At 64.6% G+C, this 19,010-nt stretch carries 15 protein-coding genes; 6 read left to right on the forward strand and 9 right to left on the reverse strand.

All coding sequences use genetic code 11. The features are described 5' to 3' along the window. The first annotated feature begins 367 nt into the window (after positions 1-367). Genes AC1DWT_RS16080 through AC1DWT_RS16090 form a run of 3 tightly spaced genes read left to right on the forward strand, consistent with a single transcriptional unit; the run spans position 368 to position 4,321 of the window. The gene (locus AC1DWT_RS16080; RefSeq protein WP_477921339.1) at positions 368-2,200 is read left to right on the forward strand and encodes a DUF4012 domain-containing protein; all 1,833 of its coding nucleotides are present in this window, start codon (positions 368-370) and stop codon (positions 2,198-2,200) included. Positions 2,201-2,249: 49 nt separating this feature from the next. After that, complete coding sequence (locus AC1DWT_RS16085; RefSeq protein ID WP_477921341.1) at positions 2,250-3,215, forward strand: glycosyltransferase family 2 protein; 966 nt, start codon at positions 2,250-2,252, stop codon at positions 3,213-3,215. Next, the gene (locus tag AC1DWT_RS16090; protein WP_477921343.1) at positions 3,212-4,321 is read left to right on the forward strand and encodes a polysaccharide pyruvyl transferase family protein; all 1,110 of its coding nucleotides are present in this window, start codon (positions 3,212-3,214) and stop codon (positions 4,319-4,321) included. The genes AC1DWT_RS16085 and AC1DWT_RS16090 overlap by 4 nt, the downstream gene beginning before the upstream one ends. Here the strand turns inward: AC1DWT_RS16090 and AC1DWT_RS16095 are convergent. The 7 genes from AC1DWT_RS16095 to AC1DWT_RS16125 form a co-directional block, all read right to left on the reverse strand. Continuing rightward, positions 4,312-5,613, reverse strand: coding sequence for a lipopolysaccharide biosynthesis protein (locus AC1DWT_RS16095; protein ID WP_477921344.1), 1,302 nt, complete (start codon positions 5,611-5,613; stop codon positions 4,312-4,314). The two genes, AC1DWT_RS16090 and AC1DWT_RS16095, sit on opposite strands and share 10 nt — an antisense overlap. Beyond that, positions 5,607-6,818, reverse strand: coding sequence for a Coenzyme F420 hydrogenase/dehydrogenase, beta subunit C-terminal domain (locus tag AC1DWT_RS16100; protein ID WP_477921346.1), 1,212 nt, complete (start codon positions 6,816-6,818; stop codon positions 5,607-5,609). The genes AC1DWT_RS16095 and AC1DWT_RS16100 overlap by 7 nt, the downstream gene beginning before the upstream one ends. A 3-nt stretch (positions 6,819-6,821) precedes the next feature. Beyond that, positions 6,822-8,060: an O-antigen ligase family protein gene (locus AC1DWT_RS16105; RefSeq protein ID WP_477921348.1), complete on the reverse strand. Its 1,239-nt coding sequence runs from the start codon at positions 8,058-8,060 to the stop codon at positions 6,822-6,824. 213 nt (positions 8,061-8,273) lie between these two features. Continuing rightward, positions 8,274-9,380, reverse strand: coding sequence for a DUF1972 domain-containing protein (locus AC1DWT_RS16110; protein ID WP_378674363.1), 1,107 nt, complete (start codon positions 9,378-9,380; stop codon positions 8,274-8,276). Positions 9,381-9,434: 54 nt separating this feature from the next. Then, a complete protein-coding gene (locus AC1DWT_RS16115; protein ID WP_477921350.1) occupies positions 9,435-10,523 on the reverse strand; it encodes a glycosyltransferase family 4 protein in 1,089 nt (362 codons plus the stop codon). A gap of 82 nt (positions 10,524-10,605) precedes the next feature. After that, positions 10,606-12,120 (reverse strand): sugar transferase, encoded by a 1,515-nt coding sequence (locus AC1DWT_RS16120; RefSeq protein WP_477921352.1) that lies wholly within the window; start codon positions 12,118-12,120, stop codon positions 10,606-10,608. A 565-nt stretch (positions 12,121-12,685) separates the two neighbouring features. Further along, positions 12,686-13,030: a hypothetical protein gene (locus AC1DWT_RS16125; protein WP_477921354.1), complete on the reverse strand. Its 345-nt coding sequence runs from the start codon at positions 13,028-13,030 to the stop codon at positions 12,686-12,688. A 190-nt stretch (positions 13,031-13,220) separates the two neighbouring features. Between AC1DWT_RS16125 and AC1DWT_RS16130 the strand changes: the two genes are divergently transcribed. Next, positions 13,221-13,967 carry an alpha/beta hydrolase family protein gene (locus AC1DWT_RS16130; RefSeq protein WP_095861354.1) on the forward strand — a complete coding sequence of 249 codons (747 nt, stop codon included), beginning with the start codon at positions 13,221-13,223 and terminating at the stop codon, positions 13,965-13,967. Positions 13,968-13,989: 22 nt separating this feature from the next. On the opposite strand, the gene AC1DWT_RS16135 is transcribed toward AC1DWT_RS16130, so the two are convergent. After that, entirely contained in the window at positions 13,990-15,123 is a 1,134-nt protein-coding gene (locus AC1DWT_RS16135; protein WP_095861355.1) for a glycosyltransferase, read from the reverse strand. Positions 15,124-15,204: 81 nt separating this feature from the next. Beyond that, positions 15,205-15,741 carry an ester cyclase gene (locus tag AC1DWT_RS16140; protein ID WP_477921357.1) on the reverse strand — a complete coding sequence of 179 codons (537 nt, stop codon included), beginning with the start codon at positions 15,739-15,741 and terminating at the stop codon, positions 15,205-15,207. Positions 15,742-15,886: 145 nt separating this feature from the next. On the opposite strand from AC1DWT_RS16140, the gene AC1DWT_RS16145 reads away from it, so the two are divergent. Further along, entirely contained in the window at positions 15,887-16,612 is a 726-nt protein-coding gene (locus tag AC1DWT_RS16145) for an HAD family hydrolase (RefSeq protein ID WP_095861356.1), read from the forward strand. 2 nt (positions 16,613-16,614) lie between these two features. Continuing rightward, complete coding sequence (locus tag AC1DWT_RS16150) at positions 16,615-18,954, forward strand: glycoside hydrolase family 65 protein (protein WP_477921359.1); 2,340 nt, start codon at positions 16,615-16,617, stop codon at positions 18,952-18,954. The last annotated feature ends 56 nt before the right edge of the window (positions 18,955-19,010 follow it).

Here is a 19,010-nt window from a genome sequence, read left to right on the forward strand (position 1 = left end):
ACGCGGACCGTATACGTATAGGTGTTGCAGCGGAAATCGTTACAGTGACCCTACTCGCAGTCCCAGCACGTTCGCAGCGCTCACGTAGCGGTTACCGGCAGCATTCCCGCGCGTACTCGCAATACTGCATCCAACCACCTCCGAACAGGAACGTGAAAGCACATACCCTTACTCTTCTATCGGAACAGACACGGACAGAGGAGAATACGGCGTGCCGCAGGTCCACGAACTTCGCCGGAAACGGGACGGCGGCAGCGGAAACTGCCGTCATGACACGATCAGCGGCCGTCGTGGGCAGCCGTTCCGCGACCGACAGTTCAGCTACGCGACCAGAAACCTCATCCTCGATAGCTAGGAGCAGACCCGAATGGACGCGAAGTCGCCCAACAACTCCCACAGCGACGGTTCGACACCCGCTGAGGCACCGACGGAACCGCGCCGCTCGACCGTTCGACGGCGGGTACTGATCGGTGTGGGCGTCGCCGCCGTCGCTGTCGTCGCATGGTTCGGGTTCTCGGCCTGGCAGGTCCAGCACAACCTCACCGGCGCGCGGGACAACGCGCAGCTCGCCAAGAATTCACTGCTCGACGGCAACACCGAGGGTGCCCAGCGGGCGGCGGCCGAAGCCCGGGAACGGGCCGCAGACGCCCGGGACAATCTGCATTCGGCCCCCTGGAGTTCCCTCGCAGCCGTCCCCGGGCTCGGAGCACCGTTCGAATCGGCGCAGCAGATGTCCGACGTCGTGGTCGGGCTCACGCGTGACGTCCTCACCCCGGCGGTCGACGTCGGCGTCGCGTTGTCACCCCGGGATCTGGTCGGCGAGGGCGGCAACGTGCAACTGCAACCGCTGCGCGACGCCGCCCCGACGTTGCAGGAAACGTCGATCGCAGCACGGAACCTGGCCACCCAGGCGCAGGGCATTCGCGGCGCAGGGTACGTCGGCCTGGTGGACGATGCGCGAACCGAACTGCAGAATCAGACCGACGACGTGGCGAAACTCCTGGAGAACACGACGATCGGCGCCAAGGTACTTCCGGCGATGCTCGGCCTCGACGGACCTCGGAGCTACTTCCTCGCCTTTCAGACCAACGCCGAGGCACGCGGCACCGGCGGACTCGTCGGCGGCTACAGCGTCATCCGGGCCAGCGACGGAAAACTGGGCATCGAGAAGCTCGGCAAGAACTCCGAAGTGACCTACGACAAGCGCCCGCTCGATCTCGGCCCCGACTACAAGAGCATGTACGGCAACTACAACCCCTCGGTCGACATCCGCAACAGCAATCTGAGCTCCCACTTTCCGTACGCCGGCCAGATCTGGCAGTCCATGTGGGCGCAGGAGTCGGGCGAACGAGTGGACGGAGCGATCGCGACCGACCCGGTGGCGCTGAGCTACGTACTGGCCGCCGTCGGCCCGGTCACCCTGCCCGACGGCGAGGTCGTCGACGCAAGCAACGTCGTCGAACTCACCGAATCCACCGCCTACACCCGGTTCATCACCAACGAGGCCAACTACACCGAAGACAACGCCGAACGCAAGGAATACCTGCAGACCATCGCCGGCAAGGTCGTCGAGAAGATGACCGGCAAGATCGAGTCACCTCAGCGACTGCTGGACGCGGTCGGTCGAGCCGCCGGGGAGCGCCGCATCGCCGTGTGGAGTTCCCACCCGGAAGAGCAGGCAATTCTCGCCGGCACCACGCTGGGATACACGGTGCCCGAAGACCCCGCCCCGTACGCCGGCGTCGTGATCAACAACAACGGCGGCAACAAGCTGGACTACTACCTCGACCGCGAGATCGACTACACCGCCGCCGACTGCACGGGCGACACCCGCACGTCCGCAGTCACCGTGCGTCTGACCAACAACACCCCGGACACCAATTTTCCGCGCATCGTCGCAGGCACGTTCAAGGACAAGCCCCTGCCGTACGGCACCAACCTCGCCATGGTCTCGCTACTGTCGACCAACGGCGCGACCCTGACGAAAGCAAGCATCGACGGCAAGCAGTCGTTCGCCATTCAGGGAAATGAACTGGGCCACCCGGTCTTCACGGTGCCCGTCACCATCCCGAAGGGCGCAACCGTCGAACTGCGATACGAACTGAACGAGCCCACCGCACCGGGTGAGGCGCGGGTGCCGATCCAGCCGCTCGTCGACGATCCGAAGGTGACCGTCAATGCACCAGCGTGCGGCGGATGACCCTTCCGCTCGTGTCATGCACCAGCCGCGCACCAATCGAAGGAAAGCAATGAGCGAGCCGCAGGTTTCCGTGGTGATAGTGACCTACAACAGCGAGGCCGTCATCGGCGATTGCGTTCGCCCACTGTCCGGACAGGACGGAATCGAACTCATCGTGCTGGACAACGCATCCACGGATCGCACGCTGACAGTTCTCGCCGAGGAAGCGCCGGACGCCGTCGTAATTCGGAGCGAGGAGAACGTGGGGTTCGCCCGGGGAGTCAACCGTGCGGCACGCGATGCACGGGGACGAGCGATGCTGCTGCTCAATCCCGATGCACGCATCTCCCCTCGGGACGTACTCGCGCTGGCGGCCATCTTCGACGAGTCGCCAGAGGCCGGGATCGTCGCACCCACGCTCAGTCAACCGGCCGGACGCCTCCGGATCCGCGAAGGCGGAAAGAGACCCAACGTGGTCAGCGTGTTCAACCACTTCTCGGGCCTGTCGCGACTGTCGCACAGACATCATCGTTTCGAAGGTCTGTATCTCCTCCATACTCACGATTTCGCAACGCGAGAGCTGGATTGGGTGTCCGGAGCGTGCATGATGGTCCGCAAGCAGACATGGGACGAATTGGGCGGACTCACCGAGAGATGGTTCATGTATGCGGAGGACCTGGAGTTCTGTCTTCGCGCACGGCAACACGGCATGCGGATCATCATGAGTGCCGAGCAGTCGGGAACCCACGTCGTCGGAGGCAGTACAGGCCCCACTGCATCGACAAGACCGAATCCTGCATGGGTGATCAATCTCTACGATCTGTACAAGTGGAAGATGGCGCGGAATCGTGTACAGAGTGTGGCGTGGAAGGCTTCCGTCGCTGCGGGCTTACTGTCGAGATCGGCGGCGTTCTACGTGAAATCGCTCGGCGCACCGGAACGATCGGTGCTGTGGCGGTCCGAGTCGCACAAGTTCCTCTGGTACACCCGTTCACTTCTCGCGCAATCCAGCAGAATCGATGAGGCCGCGACATGACCCCTCCGAATCCGCGAATCCTCGTGCTCTGGGCCGATCGGGATTCGACGAATCTCGGCCTTCGCGCCCTGGCGGAGGGAACGGAGTCGATAGTCGAACGGAGGTGGCCGAACGCCGAATTGACGTTCCATACTCAGGACGGCGACGATACCCCGCTCAGCAAGCGGAGCGTGCTCCGGGACATCTTCCGCTCACGCGGACCGATCAAGCGGGAACTCTCCCGATACGACGCGATTCTGGATACCGGCGCCGGCGACAGCTTCACGGACATCTACGGGCTTCGACGCCTCATCTTGATGGCTTATGTGCAGCGCGTCGCCGCAGGGTTGGGAGTGCCGATCATTCTCATGCCCCAGACGATCGGCCCCTTCGACAGCAGGCTCGGGCGGATGATCGCGACGAGATCCCTCCAACGGGCCACCAGCGTGTTCGCCCGCGATCCGGTCAGTCTCGAGTACGCGAAACAGCTGGGACGGCAGTCGACGTCCGAGTCGACGGACCTGGTGTTCGCGCTGCCGCGTGCAGATCACACCGGCGGTGTCGAGCGGGACGTGGTGATCAACGTCTCCGGGCTTCTCTGGCACGAAAACCCGCACGTCGACTACGAAAGTTATCGTCGATCCGTCACAGCGCTGATCGATGGACTGCTCCAACGCGATCGCAGAGTCAGCCTCCTGGCACACGTCCTCGATTCGACTGTGACAGACAACGATGTACCGGCAGTCCGAGAACTCGGCAGGCACTTCGGAGACTCGGTCGAGATCCTCGTTCCGGACTCCCTGGCATCGGTTCGCGGCATTCTCGCCACGGCCGACGTGGTCGTCGGTGCGCGCATGCACGCGTGCCTCAACTCGCTGTCCGTGGGTACGCCGGCGATTCCCTGGGCGTACTCGCGCAAGTTCGCACCGCTGATGGATGCGCTGGGGTGGAACCTGCACGTCGATCTGAGAACGACTGCGGATCCCGCTCGCGACACCCTCACGCTCATCGACTCGACGGACTTCACCGTGGCACGCAACCGGGTGCTGCAACTCCTTGTCGGGACCGATTCGAGGATGGACGAGCTCGGCGCCACCCTCGGTGACACAGTCATCCGTCAGACATGATCGATGTGGCCCTTGGTCACGACGGTGAAGGCTTGACGGAGGTCACCGGCGTGAAACAGCAACGACGTGGCAGTCAGTCGGAGAGCACGCACGCTCGCGACGGTCGTCAACAGCCAGCCCGCAACAGACGCCAGCGCCGCCCCCGCGCCGCCCAGAGCAGGTCCCAGAACGAACATCGATGCGACACTCAGGCCCAGCCCGACAAGCTGCGCGGCGGTCATGAGGACACCTTTGTCCTGCGCCACAAGCATCTGGGATGCAACGTAGTTCACGGTGAGAAAGACTGATCCGCACAGACAGATCAGAGTGATCGATACCGAACCCCGGAAGCCCTCACCGAAGATGAGTGGAATGAGTACGGGCGTCGCGCATGCCAACACTGCGACAGGCACGACAGCGGTCAGGGCGGTGATGCGAATCGACAACGCCGACAGGCGCATGTTCGCCTCCCCTGCCGAGGCAGCGGCATCCCGGAACATTACGGACGCAATCGTGTGCCCCAGGGTCATCGGCAAGCTCGCAACTGTTATGGCGATGGCAAACAATCCCGCATCGTGGGCCCCGATCGCGACCACCGCGATGATCTGAGGAAGCGTATTCGCCGCCGTCTCTGCGGCTTGGCTCCCGGAGAAGGCAATGCTTTCCCGCGCCAGTGGACGCAGGCGGGATCTCGGTCCACGCGGCGATATACGTGTGAGGTACACCCCCATGAGGGTGGACAGAAGTGTGCTCGCAGCCGCACAGACGAGTACCCACGGCAGGGTCAGGCTTCCGAGAATCCATCCGAGCGCGACGCCGAATGTGAGTGCAACTGGTTGCGTCGATTGCAGGAGCGCGATAGCGCCGTACCGCCGGCCTCCGATCAACACACTCTGAAAGCACAGTGTTGCGATGAATCCAACGGAACAACCCATCCCGAGGATGAACGCCCTGGCACTGTCGGGATCGAGTTCAGTGACGACATACCGCCCGAGCAGGAAGCCGACCGCCACTGCCACGGGTACCAGGAACGGCAGAACCACGTACACGGCACGCAGCGTCGCTTCCGGAGCGCCTGTCGACGCACGCCGGCGCACGGCAAGCGGCAACCCCATCCCCAGAACGACCGGCGCGAGAATCATGGCGGCGAAGCAGGCCGAATAGAGTCCCCGCCCTGCGGGTCCCAACTCTCGCGCGATCACCGGAGCAGTGATCAGCGGCGAAAGCTGGACGATCAGTCGTGTCACCGCGATGATGCTCGGCGACTGGACTGCCGCCGAGATCTTCGTCCGCGCATCGCTACCAGCTACCATCGCCGGGCCCGTCGAAACGTTCCGGCCGTGGCACGCAGGGTTCTCACCGGTGATCGCAACGACAACCGCCACAGGCGGAAGCCGCGATACCGGGGCGTCGGGTGTCCCGCCAGCCTGCTTCCCGCCAGACGTCCCAGCAAGGTGGCGCGCCGAACCACCTGGAACGGTTGCACAGCCGCAACATCGTCCGGGTCGACGGCGCGGACCGAGATCACGCCGTCCTGAGCGGCGCGCCGGATGACCACCTCTCCTCGCCTTGTCCTCGCGATCAGAACGCTGAGCCCATCCTGATCGGTGAAGTCGGGGTAGCCCGTGGCGTCCGCTCGCCAAAAGTCACCGGCAGAGATATCCGCGCTTTCGCCGACGCCGTCCGGACACAGCTTGCAACGCTGCTGGACCGCCGGCCCGAGATGCTTCCCCCACGAGTCGTCATAGGTCGTCCGAACCGAGTTGCCGCGCACATCCTCCGCGTAGAAGTCGCCTGGCCAGCCATGCCCCCGATAACGCACCGCTGCCAACTCGGCGTCCTCGTCCACGCCGAGCCCGCGGATCAGGGAGTCGGTCGCGTGCTGACTGGGTACACCCGCGCAGAAGAAGGAAAGCAGCAGCGGAGGCTGTTGATCGCGGGACTTCGCAAGCGCTCTCAGCGCAGCTATCTCGCAGGGCTTCCCGACGACGGCGGACCCTGGATTGTCGATGTCGGCCACCGCCGCATTCGCGGTGGGTGCATACCGGGAACCGGCGGCCCGGACGACATCCGATCTCGTCCGAACCGCGCTCGATTCGGTCCTCTCGGGACCCGACTCCGAGGCGGCAGCGACAACGACACTGTCGATCTGCCCGGTGGCGAGCAACCATTCGTTGAGAGCCGTGAGGGTGCCGCCACTGCTTCCCGTGAATCGGATGTCCTCGTCGAGGGCGTAAGCCTCCCAGATCGACACGATCGGGCCCAGGAAATCGTGACGGGTGGCACCTACTGGGCGCTGTGCCGTCACGGAAATACCGGGACACGACCTGCGGAACTCCACCACGGCCGTCGGGTCGGTTTCCGAAGACTCGGACGAGCTCACCCGGGGACGGATGAATCCGTCCTCTGCGAGTGCCAGGGCAACGTCCTTGTCGAGCAGCGCACATGCCCCACAACCGGAACAGTTTCCGCGTTGCACGACCTCCGCGATCTCGACGTGCAGGAGGTTCCGGTGCATGAGTCAGAGGCCCTTCATCGCAGGGGATGCTGCCGCGGAGCTGTCGTCGTGCCCGCATGCCGCGAAATCCCCGGCGACGTTCGTCACCACGTCCTCGCCCGTCAGCGGGCGGATCAGTGACGCCATGATGATCCAGGTGACGCTGAACCAGAACATACTGGTCATCGTTGCCGCCGCGGCAAACGTCACCACCACCGCGTAGGCAATCGGTCTTCTCTGCCACGGCACGTGGCGCAACACCGTGACGACGAGCCCCACCAACAACAGCAAACCGACGATGCCCACGTCGTAGAGTATTTGCACTGGAAGCATGATGATGTGCCCGGAAACTCCGGGCGAGCCCGGCTGGTCGTGACGCAGACTGAATGTGTTGGTGCCGTTGCCGAGCCAAAGGTGCACTCCGTGCATGTCTTCGGCGGCAGCCTTCGCTACCTCGATCCTGAAACCTATGTTTCCGCCCTGAAAGTCGATGTCACCCAACTTCCCCGACGGCTCGAGTGCATCCGCAGCGGAGGACGGCGCCGGCGCTGCAGGTTCCGCCCGCCCGACACCCTCACCGAAGGCGGGAAGGAAGGTTGCGGCGCCGTAGCCGACAGCAATCCCCACGATCACGAGCACCGGGCCGAACCACAGCCCTGTGCGTGGCTCATCGTTCTGATACGAACGCACCACTTCGTACACGAGATAGACGATCAGACCTACGACCAGGCAGAAGACGGCCGTGCGCGTCTGTGAACCGATCACTCCCAGCGGCACCGCGACGGCAGCGGCGAGCATCCAGATTCGGTTGCGCCCCTTTCGCGCCACGAGGAGAAGAGTCCACAGCACCAGGATCGCCGCATAGATGTTGGCTTCCTGCGACGTCATGCGCGCGACGTAGAGCTGGTACATCCCGTCGAAATCCGTACCGGGTGTGAAGCCGCCATGCGAAACGTTGGCGACGATGAACGCGGCGAAGCCTGCCAGTCCCCATGGAACGACCCAACGTATGCCGGTGTTCTCGGCCCATATCGCGCGCGTGCCGAGCGAGACGAGTCCCGCGAGCAGCAGGAGATCGATGACCAGCCAGACAAGGATCGATGCACTCTTCCCGAGGCTCGGCGAGAACATCAGCGTGGCGAAGACATTCCACGCGATGAACGCACCGAAGACGAGCACCACCGGATGTGTCAGGGCGCGGAAGAAGTCGGCCCTGGACCGTGCCCACGCAGTCAGCCACCCGACGAGGAACAGCGGGACCACCTGCTCGACGCGGACGTTGTAACCGGCTATCGCCACACCGTAATGGCCGAGGAAGGAGGAGACGACGACAGCGACCACCAGCGCGAGGGTCACCAACTCGTGCCTGTCGCGCTCGTGGACGAGAGTGCGCCAACCGGCGACACGTCGAAGTTCAGTGGACTGCGCAATCATCAATCAAGGTCCTTGGAGATTTGTCGAACAACTCAAAGAGGATCAGCCGATCGCCGCGAGGAGAGACTCTTCGTAACGTTGGCAGACATCTTCCCAGGTGTAGTAGTCGTACGCCCGTTGAAGTGCTCGATCTCGCATCACCTGCTGGCCCGCCGAATCGGCGATGACGTCCTTCACCGTGGTGACGATCTCCGAGGGTTCCGCCGCGACAAATCTTCCTGCGTCACCGAGTACCTCGCGGTTGTACACGGTGTCCCGGGCCACGATGGGTGCTTGGCACGCCATGGCCTGAACCAACGCCGGGTTCGTTCCACCCACACTGTGACCGTGAAAATAGGCTCCGGCGTTCTGCCATAGTGAGAACAGTTTTCGGTCGTCGCTGACGTGGCCCATCCACGTGATCCGTTCGTTTCGATGGGCCAGGGCGCGCACCTGCTCATCCAACTCGCCGCCGTACCCCGATGACCCGACGATGACGACGTCACGATCGCGACTCAGGACCTCCGCGGCCTCGAAGAACTCGACCACGGTGTTCTCCGGCACGAACCGTGCCACCATCAGTACGTACTTCTTCGGAGTGAGTCCCTCGACGGGAGGAAGCGGAGCAACGAAGTCGCCTCCGTACGGGATGAAATCGCCCTCACGGTGGAAGTCGTTTTCCCACCGACGCTTGATTTCCAGGGAATCGACCACCAAGCGCGTCGCGTAACGCGCCGTGAGGGAGGCGCCCGTCCGAAACACCTTCTTGGCGCCCTTACCCCACTTTGCGCGCTCCCATTCGATCCCGTCCACGTTGACGACAGTGGGAATTCCCCGAGACTTCAGCGCAGGCAGCCAGAACCCGTTCGCCACGTTCAGGACAAGGGCAACGTCGGGCTTCTTCACCGCCGCGTCCAGGCATGACGTCAGCCCGTAGGACAGCGTGCTGAGAGAGCGCGATTCGAACCCGATCGTGTTACGGACAACGACTCTCCGGTCGCGGGCCGGGTCGGTAGGGACCGTGGCGCCCGGGCGTGAATAGACGGTGACGTCCCACCCCTTCTCCACAAGGCACGGGGCGAGACGCCGGATCAGGGTTTCGAAGCCGCCGTAGTAACTCGGATAGCCCCTCGTACCGATGATTGCAACCGAACGGCGCACTGACGTCATTGAACTCCTGCTCTTCCTGTCGAAACCACACTGTTCACAAACAAGCGGTCGGGATTATGTGCTGTCGGCGAGTTCCGCGATGGCAGTCCTGATGGTTTCCACGGTGAAGTCCCAATCCCCTGTTATTCGACCTTCCGCACCCGGCAGCGTGGTATGTCCCCGCTCACGCCTGGCTGCGGCCAACAAGTCGGTGATCGCGTTCGAGATCGCCGAGACGTCGTTCGGATCGACATAGGCTGCAGCTTCGCCGAGATTCTCCCGGAAGACCGGTATGTCGCTCGCGAGAACTGGCGCGCCGAAGTACGCCGCCTCCACCGGCGGCAGGCCGTATCCCTCACCGAGGGAGAGGAAACAGAAGAGCGCGCAGTTCTCGTACAGCCACCGCAACTCGTCATCCGGCGCGAACTCGACGAACATGACTGCACCGGTGGCCACCCCCGACCTGACCACACCGGACTCCGAGAAACGGCCCGATCTCTGACCGACGACGACGAGCGGAAAGTGCTCTGAGATTGCACCTGATTCGATCGCGGCGGCGATGGTGTTCTCCAGATTCTTGCGAACATTCAGTCGGCCCACGGTCAGCAGGAACGCGTGGGACTTCAATCCGAACCGTGGCTTTCGCGCAGGAGCGTTCAGAAGTGTCGTCGACAGCCCCAGGCCCGTCACAGCCACCTCCGACGAGAGGGAGTTGTGCGCGACCACGCGCTTCGCCTCGTGTTGTGTAGTGGTCATGACGAGGCCGGTGCGTTTCGCGAGGATCGGTATCGCCGAGAGGTAAAGCCGCTCGATCTTCGTGAACCACTCAGGGTTGCTCTGGAAGAGAACGTCATGAACGAGAACCGCAGCGCTCGAGGTCGGTGCACCGAAATTCTGCAGAAAGATGGCGTCGAAATCGCGTCCCGACTTGAGGTAGAGGGGAAGTTCGATCGCGTTGATTGCCGGATGCCGTCTCATTCGCGTCGAAATGCGCTCGACTCCCGCAGGCAACTCAGCATCGGAGTCGCTCCACTTGGACGGAATCGCAAGGACAAGTTCGTCGTCGGGAAACGCCGACCGCCATCCGCCGACGATCTCCCGCAACACGAGCCGGTTCGAATACGGTCCGTCGACCCACCAATACGCATCGACCAGGATTCGCATTACCAGATCACCAGCTTTCCCGTGTCGATCTGCCTCGAAACACATCTCGAGATGGGCACCGCATCATTGACGTCGTCGTCGATCAATACGCACCGTCACCACGCACGACCGCCTTCAGGGTCTTGGCGATGATCAGCATGTCGCCGACCATCGACCAGTTCTCGACGTAGGACAGGTCGAGACGCACCGAGTCCTCCCACGAGAGGTCCGAGCGCCCGCTGACCTGCCACAGGCCGGTGACACCCGGCCGCACCAGGAGCCGGCGATGCACCTCGTTCTCGTACGACTCGACCTCGACGCGCAGCGGAGGCCTCGGACCCACCACACTCATTTCTCTTCGCAGCACGTTGATGAACTGTGGCAATTCGTCGATGCTGAACTTGCGCATGACGCGGCCCACACGGGTGACACGCGGGTCGTCTCGCAGTTTGAACAGCACGCCGGCGCCCTCGTTGGGGCCGCTCAAGGTGGCACGGTGCCGGTCTGCTTCGTCCACCATCGACCGAAACTTCAGCATCGGGAACGGTTTGCCGTCCAATCCCATTCGCTCCGACTTGTAGAACACGGGACCCCGGCTCGTCAGCTTGACGGCGGCGGCCGCGAACAACATCAAGGGACTCACGACGACGAGCGCGACGATCGCAAAGATCAGATCGAACGACGTCTTCCCGAATCGCTTGGCGCCGTGATAACGCGGCTTCTCCACGTGGATCAACGGCAGCCCCGCGACGGGCCGCATCTCGAGGCGTGGCCCGGAAACATCCATCATTCCGGGAGCAACCACCATGTCGACGTTCAACTGCTCGAGATCCCACACCATTTCGCGTAGCCCGTGATGGCCGAGATGCTCGGTCGCCGTGACCGCGACGGTATCGGCCCCGGATCGCTCGATCGCGTCGACGACGTCGTGCTCGTCGCCGAGAATGGGTATCCGCCGTCCGTCCACGGCGATCGTGTCCTCGGTCGCCCGATCGTGCGCTGGGATGCAGACCCCGACCACGTTGTATCCGTCCGCTGTGCCACGGTCGAACGTCCGAGCGAGGTTGCGCACGGAGTGTTCGGCTCCGACGACCAGGACGGACGTCTGGCACAAACCGCGGGCACGCTTGCGGGCGAGGACGCGGCGCCACATCCACCGGGTCAGCAGGAGACCGAGCAGGCCCGTGGGGAATGCGATCGCCAGGTACAACCGTGCCAACTCCACGTGCAGAAGGAGTGCCGCGATCGCGATGAGCCCGAACAGTCGTAGTGTCGCGGTGGCGATGCGCCGATACTCCTCCGGGCCGCTCCCGACCACTCGCGGGGATCGCACGTGGAAGACGGCGAGAATGCCGAGCCACGAGGTCACGAGGGCGACGGAGATCAGCCCGTAACTCACATTGCTCAGCGTGCGCGAGTCGACGAGGGTCCCGTAGCCGCCGAAGCGCACCCATTGGGCCAGAGCGACCGCTGCCACGACGACGAGCGTGTCGGTGAGGAGGATTCGCCTCAGGTACACGGCGAGCCAGCGCCGCCGTGCGACACCGCGCTGCGCAGGAACTGCCGCAACGCCGTGTACAACCGACGCCCGCTCCACAGTCGAGTTGAACGTCGCCATGCATCCCCTCCACTGTCGAACCGATCGCCGGCAGAGTGATGGTCGAGTCGGCCGTATCGCGACAGCGGATTTCAGGACGTACAACAGTGCCGCCGTCACCCATGGCGCAACGCCTTGCGTGCCGTGCGGCCTTTACACGAAGGCGACTACTGTCCTACGAGTAACGATCCAAACTGCCCCGAGCACCGCCATGTGGCTGGACGACATCGAACATTCACAACGAGTGTCGAACCTAGCAGCGCAATTCGGTTCTGTCGCATCTTCACCGCCGGCATCAGACCGCGCGGTCTGCAATAAACCCCCACTGAGCAGCGGTTATCCACTCGCATAATTGGTTTGGACACAGGCGATTTCGACAAACTGACCACAAGTGCTGAGGCGGAACAATTTTCGACCGATCGAGTCTGCGCCGGGGCTCCTGGACGCAGCCGTGGTGCGGACAAAGGCCCTCAATACGTACTCGAAGTCGGCTGCCTTCAGACATATTCGATCTCGCCGCCGTGAATGGGTGCAACATTCCGAGCCGGTGACGTATTCACGTGAAAGTACCGAGGATCAGGCGCCGTTATCGAGCCACCGGCGTCCGTGCGATCCGCGACCGTACGCGGGCGGTGACCTGCCAGATCCGGGTGGTGTCGTGGACGCTGATGCACGGCACTCCGAGTGCGCGGGCGCGCTGGACGGTATCCGATTCCTTCGCGGAGCAGCGTCCGTCCAGGATGTCCTCGGTGACGATGACGCAGAGCACGTCCCCCTCGAATTCACGGATCGGTTCCAGGCCGTGGAGTGCCACCCATTGCCGGACCATCGCCCACTGCGACACCTCGTTGTAGCGGGTGGGATTGCCGATGAACAGCACGCGGCGAGACCGACGGGCTCGGGCGACATCGATGCTGGAGATGGGTGACATGACGAAGATTCCTGTCCATGTGAACGGCTGATCCCGGTACGGGACAACTCTCCCGCGCCCAGCCATCTCCGTCTGTCCTCCGATCAGGTCGCGCATCGGATGAATCCCGATTCCCCCGATCGGAGGACACCCCCGCAGGTGAGTGGGAAAGTGTGCTCGGACGCGCAGCGGCACTCACCTGGGAGGTTGGATGATCACCGTTCTGTGCTGTCGCGGCATCGGTGAGGATCTCGACGTCAACATGCTCACCAACACCACGTCACTCCTGGATCCCGCACGGTTCGTCGTCAAGCAGGTCCCGTGGGAGGCAAGTTACGGACCGGTGCCCGATCCGGGTGGATCAGCGTTCGACAAGGCGCTGTCCGAAGGACGGACACTCCTGTTGCGGATGATCGCCGACGACCCGAATCCCGTTGTTCTGCTCGGCTACTCGGGAGGCGCTGCGCTCGCCGGCAACGTGGCGGCCGAGGTGGGACGGGGGCAGCACCCCACCCTGGACGTGCGTGGGGTCGGACTGATCGCCGATCCGCTGCGGCCTGCCTCTCCGGACCTTCCGGGCTGGGGCATTGCGGGGCAACGCCCGATCACGGGGATGCCCGTGTGGCAGATCGCCGACCCACTGGACGCCATCTGCTGCTGTCCAGGCAACTCGCCGCTGCGGACGTTCGCGGACCAGTCGGCGGCCTTCTCGCTGGCCGACCCGAGGGCGTGGGTGGTGGACCTCCTCGACCGGCTCCGCACCAGAAGGTGGCAGGCGGTGATCCTGAACTGGTGGCGACCCTGGACGGTGTGGCAGCAATACTCCGAGGCCATCGACGACGTGAACGGGTACCTGTTCCGGGGCGACCACACCAGTTACTGGGTGCGCATCGCGCCGGGCACCGATCGCACCTATTGTGAGCTGCTCGCCGATCGCGTCAACAGCATTTCGGACTGATCCCCCGCTCGACGCCCGCCGGTCATCGCACTCCCCTCCGTCGTTCTCCGATCGGCAGTTGATCGATGAGATCCGCGGCATGAACGGCACCGTCATGGGCGCGGATCCGCGCTCCCAGAGTTGCTGCGGTCGTCCTGTGTGGTCCGGCTACGAGCAGCTCGCCGACCGCCGACCGGATGCGCTCGGGCGCGGCCGTCTTGCGGAGGCAACGGGCGACGCCGCGCTGCTCCAGACTGCGGCCGATCATCTTCTGATCGAGCGCCGGGTGGATCGGCAGAACGACCAGGGGAAGGTCGTGCGCGAGGGCGCGCATGGTGGTGTCGTGGCCGCCGTGTCCGATGACGAGGGTGGCGGTCGGCAGGATCTGTTCGTGTGGAACGTAGCCGTGTACTTCGATGTTCGGGCCCGCCGTGAAGGTTGCCGGGTCGACGGACGGTCCGGTCGTGACCACGGTATGGGCGGGCAGTCCACCGACAGCCTCGAGGATATTTCGCAGTGCCCGCTGCTGCCCGTCGAAATTGAGGCTGCTGAGGCTGACCAGGATCAGCGGATCACGTTCGGACACGGGCGTCAACGTGGACGGCATCGGATGGCGCACCACCCCGGTGTAGTGGACGGAGTCCGGCAGGCTTCGGCGGGAGGCCGGATCGAGGTCCTTGTCGGTCGTCACCAGCGCCAGGTCCGACGACGTCCACAGCTTCAGTGGCCGCTGACCTTTCAGACGGGCCATCACGGGCGTCACACCACGTGTCACGCCTCGATACATGAATTCGTAGTAGGTGTGGACCAGCGTCACGCGCGTCAGGTGCGCGTCGGCGGCGGCCTGCAGGGCCCCATACAGCAGGCAATCGACCACGACCACGTCCGTCGGCTCGCGCGCGACGGTGTCGAGCAGATCGATTCCGGGCCCGGCGTCGGTGAAGACAGCAAGCGATTGGTACAAGCCGGTGATACCGGGATGATTGGTGGTCGACTGCCAGGGTCGTGCGTGGGTGTAGGGCGTGAACGGGAAACCGTGACTTTCGATCCGCCGGCGTTGCTGGGCGTGTCCGAGAAATCGGACCTGGTGACCGCGGTTGCGTGCCTCCGTCGCGATGCCGAGAGCGGGTGGCACGTTGCCGCCTCCGTCCCAGGTCACGAACAGGATGCGTGCCATGCGGTGCCTCCAGGCGGCTCGGGGTCGGGCCTGATGGGTGCGCTCGGCCGACAGAGTGTGCGAGGAACCGTCACCTGCGGCTCAGCTCTGCGCGTTTCTGCGCGCCGCACGCTTGGCCCAGGCATTGCGCACCAGCGACAGCGGGGTCGGCGGAACCCAGCCCAGCTGGACTGCCTGACCGAGGTCGTCCCGGGTTGCCCAGTGCTCGACGACGCGGCCGGCTTCAACGCGCAACCAGTGCGACTGCTTGACCGCGAGCACTCGCCCCGTCGGCGCGAACACCTGGTCGATCGATCCGCGCTCGTCGTAGACGACGAAGGGGCCGGCGTGCCTGCCCTTCATGATCGTGTAGACGACGGCGAGGTCGCCCTCGACCACGACGTCCTCGACGTCGAACCGCAGCTCGGAGAAGGCGGAGCGCAGCCATACGGCGGTGGCGTAGAACGCGTCGGGTCCGCGTCCTCGCGTCCGCGGGGGTTCGGTCGCACTCTCCCGGTTGAATGCATCCGGGTGGACGACGGCGTCGAAATCGGCGCGGCTTCCGTTCGCCATGAGCTCGATCGACCGAACAGCGAGGGATTTCACTTGGTCCGACGGGACCGGTTCCTCCACGTTCACGGTGCACTCCGCAACAGTCGGTTGGAACTCTCAGTATTCGACCGTTGTCGCCTCGAAGTCAACGACCACGTGCCGGTCGATCGGGTGCAGGATTTGCGCGCGCCTCAGCAAATCCGCGGTCGACGGCGGTACCGTCGGGGAGGTGATGGGACTGCCTGATGCGATCTCGGCCTGCTTGTTCGATCTCGACGGTGTGCTCACGGCAACGGCGGTACTGCACCGGAAGGCGTGGAAACGCACATTCGACGAGTTCCTGAAGCACCGGGAGGGCGCGAACTTCCACCCGTTCACCGACCAGGACTACTACGACTACGTCGACGGACGCCCCCGCGCCGACGGGGTCCGGACCTTCCTCACCTCCCGCAGCATCACGTTGCCGGAGGGGTCGCCGGACGATCCGCCCGGCGCCGAGACCGTGAACGGCGTCGGGAACAGCAAGAACCGGCTGCTGCTGAAGGTCATCGACGAGGAGGGCCCCAGCCCCTACCCCGGCTCGGTCCGCTACATCAGCGCGGCCTACGACGCAGGCCTGAAGATCGCGGTCGTCACGTCCTCCGCGAACGGGAAGTCCGTACTCGACGCCGCCGACCTGAGCCGCTACGTCCACGTCCGCATCGACGGCGTGGTGATCCGGGAGCAGGGTCTCCGCGGAAAACCCGCGCCGGACTCGTATCTCGCGGCCGCCCGCGCACTCAACGTGCACCCCGACCAGGCCGCCGTGTTCGAGGACGCCCTGTCCGGGGTGGAATCGGGGCGCGCAGGGGAATTCGGCTACGTCGTCGGGGTGAACCGGGGCGATCAGGCCGACGCGCTTCGCGAGCACGGCGCCGACGTGGTGGTGAACGACCTGGCCGAACTCCTGGAGAGGTGAGCATGGACGACAAGGGCTACGAGATCTCGCCGTGGCAGCTGAAATGGCGCGGACTGGATCTGGAGGCACTGCACGCCACCGAATCCACCTTCGCACTGTCCAACGGGCACATCGGGATTCGTGGCACGTTCGAGGAGGGTGAACCGCGCGGTCTCCCCGGCACCTATCTCAACGGGTTCTACGAGCAGCGCCCCCTGCCGTACGCGGAGGCAGGCTACGGCTACCCCGAAGACGGGCAGACCGTCGTCAACGTGACCGACGGCAGCATCATCCGCCTGCTCGTCGAGGACGAGCCCATGGACATGCGGTACGGCAGCGCACCGGCGCACGAACGCGTCCTCGACTTCCGCTCGGGCACCCTGCGCCGCACCACGGAGTGGACGTCACCGACCGGACGCCGGGTGCGTATCCATTCGGAACGCCTCGTCTCGTTCACCTCGCGTGCGGTCGCCGCCATCCACTACGAGGTCGAACCGCTCGACGGCGACATCGAACTCGTCCTGCAGTCGGATCTGCTCGCCAACGAACACATCCCGGCCCGTACGGACGACCCGAGAGTGGCCGCCGCCCTCGACACTCCCCTGGTCTCCGATTTCGCCGCCGCCCACGACTTCAGGGCTGTGCTCGCCCACCACACGAGGGCCTCGGGGCTGCGGATGGCCGCGGGGATGGACCACGAGATCGAGTACCCCGCCAACGGACGGTGCAGCATCGAGACGGAAGAGGATCTGGCCCGGCTCACCGTGGCCGTCGACATTCCGCAAGGTGAACGCCTCGAGGTGACGAAGTACCTGGCCTACGGGTGGTCGGCGCGGCGGTCGACGCCGGCCCTGCGCGGCCAGGTCGAGGGAGCGCTCGCCGGAGCACTCGAAACCGGCTGGGAGACCCTGCTGAAACGGCAGCGGGAGTACCTCGACATCTTCTGGGCGACGGCCGACGTCGAGATCGACGGTGACGCGGAACTGCAGCAGGCGGTGCGATTTGCACTGTTCCACGTGCTGCAGGCGGGTGCTCGCGGTGAGTCGCGCGCGATCCCGGCGAAGGGCCTGACCGGGCCCGGATACGACGGACATGCGTTCTGGGACACCGAGACGTTCGTCCTCCCGCTGCTCACGTACACGGTGCCGGACTCGGCACGCGACGCACTGCGCTGGCGACACTCCACTCTGGACATGGCGAAGAACCGCGCACTCCAGCTCGGTCAGGCCGGCGCCGTATTCCCGTGGCGCTCCATCAACGGCGAGGAATGCTCCGGCTACTGGCCCGCGGGAACCGCGGCCTTCCACGTGGGTGCCGGCGTCGCCGTGGCTACGTCCCGGTACCTGGCCGCGACCGGGGACGAGGAATTCGAAGCCGAATGCGGCGTCGAACTTCTCGTGGAGACCGCCCGACTGTGGACGTCGCTCGGCCACCACAATGCGCAGGGCGAGTTCCGGCTCGACGGCGTCACCGGACCGGACGAGTACACCGCTGTCGCCGACAACAACGTGTTCACCAACCTCATGGCGCAGAAGAATCTGCGGGACGCGGCGGCCGCCTGCGAGAGACGCCCCGGCCTGGCGCGCGAGCTCGGTGTGGACGACGAGGAAGCAGCACTCTGGCGAGATGCCGCCGAGCACATGCGCATTCCGTTCGACGACGCACTCGGCGTCCACCAGCAATCCGACGCCTTCACGCACCACGACGAGTGGGACTTCGAAGGCACACCGCCCGAGCACTATCCGCTGCTGCTCCACTACCCGTACTTCGACCTCTACCGCAAGCAGGTGGTGAAGCAGGCCGACCTGGTGCTGGCAATGTATCTGCGGGGCGACGCCTTCACCGACGAACAGAAGATCGCCAATTTCGCCTACTACGAGGCCCTTACCGTTCGGGACTCGTCCCTGTCGGCGTGCGTGCAGTCCGTGATGGCAGCCGAGGTCGGTCAACTCCAACTCGCCTACGACTACCTCGCCGAGGCCGCGCTGACCGACCTCCACGACCTCCACTCCAACGTGGAGAACGGTTTGCACATCGCATCACTCGCCGGGACGTGGATGGCGTGTGTCGCAGGATTCGGCGGCATGCGCGACCACGACGGCGACATCTCCTTCGCACCGCGGATACCACCACAGCTGGTCAACCTGTCCTTCCGGATGACGGTGCGGGGCAGCCAGATCCACGTGGACATCCGCGCGAAGACCGCAACGTACCGCCTGCTGTCGGGCGAACCGGTTGAGCTCGCCCACCACGGAAACCGGTTCACTCTCGACTCGTTTCCGGTGACACGGCCGATCCCCGAACTGCCGAACACCACGCCCGTACGGCAACCGTACGGGCGGACACCCGTCCGTCGGGGCTGATATCTGACCATAGGAGGGGAACTGGTCTGCGCGTCGGCAGCCTTGGGATCGTACTG

Source organism: Rhodococcus sp. P4_B6, assembly GCF_056402215.1.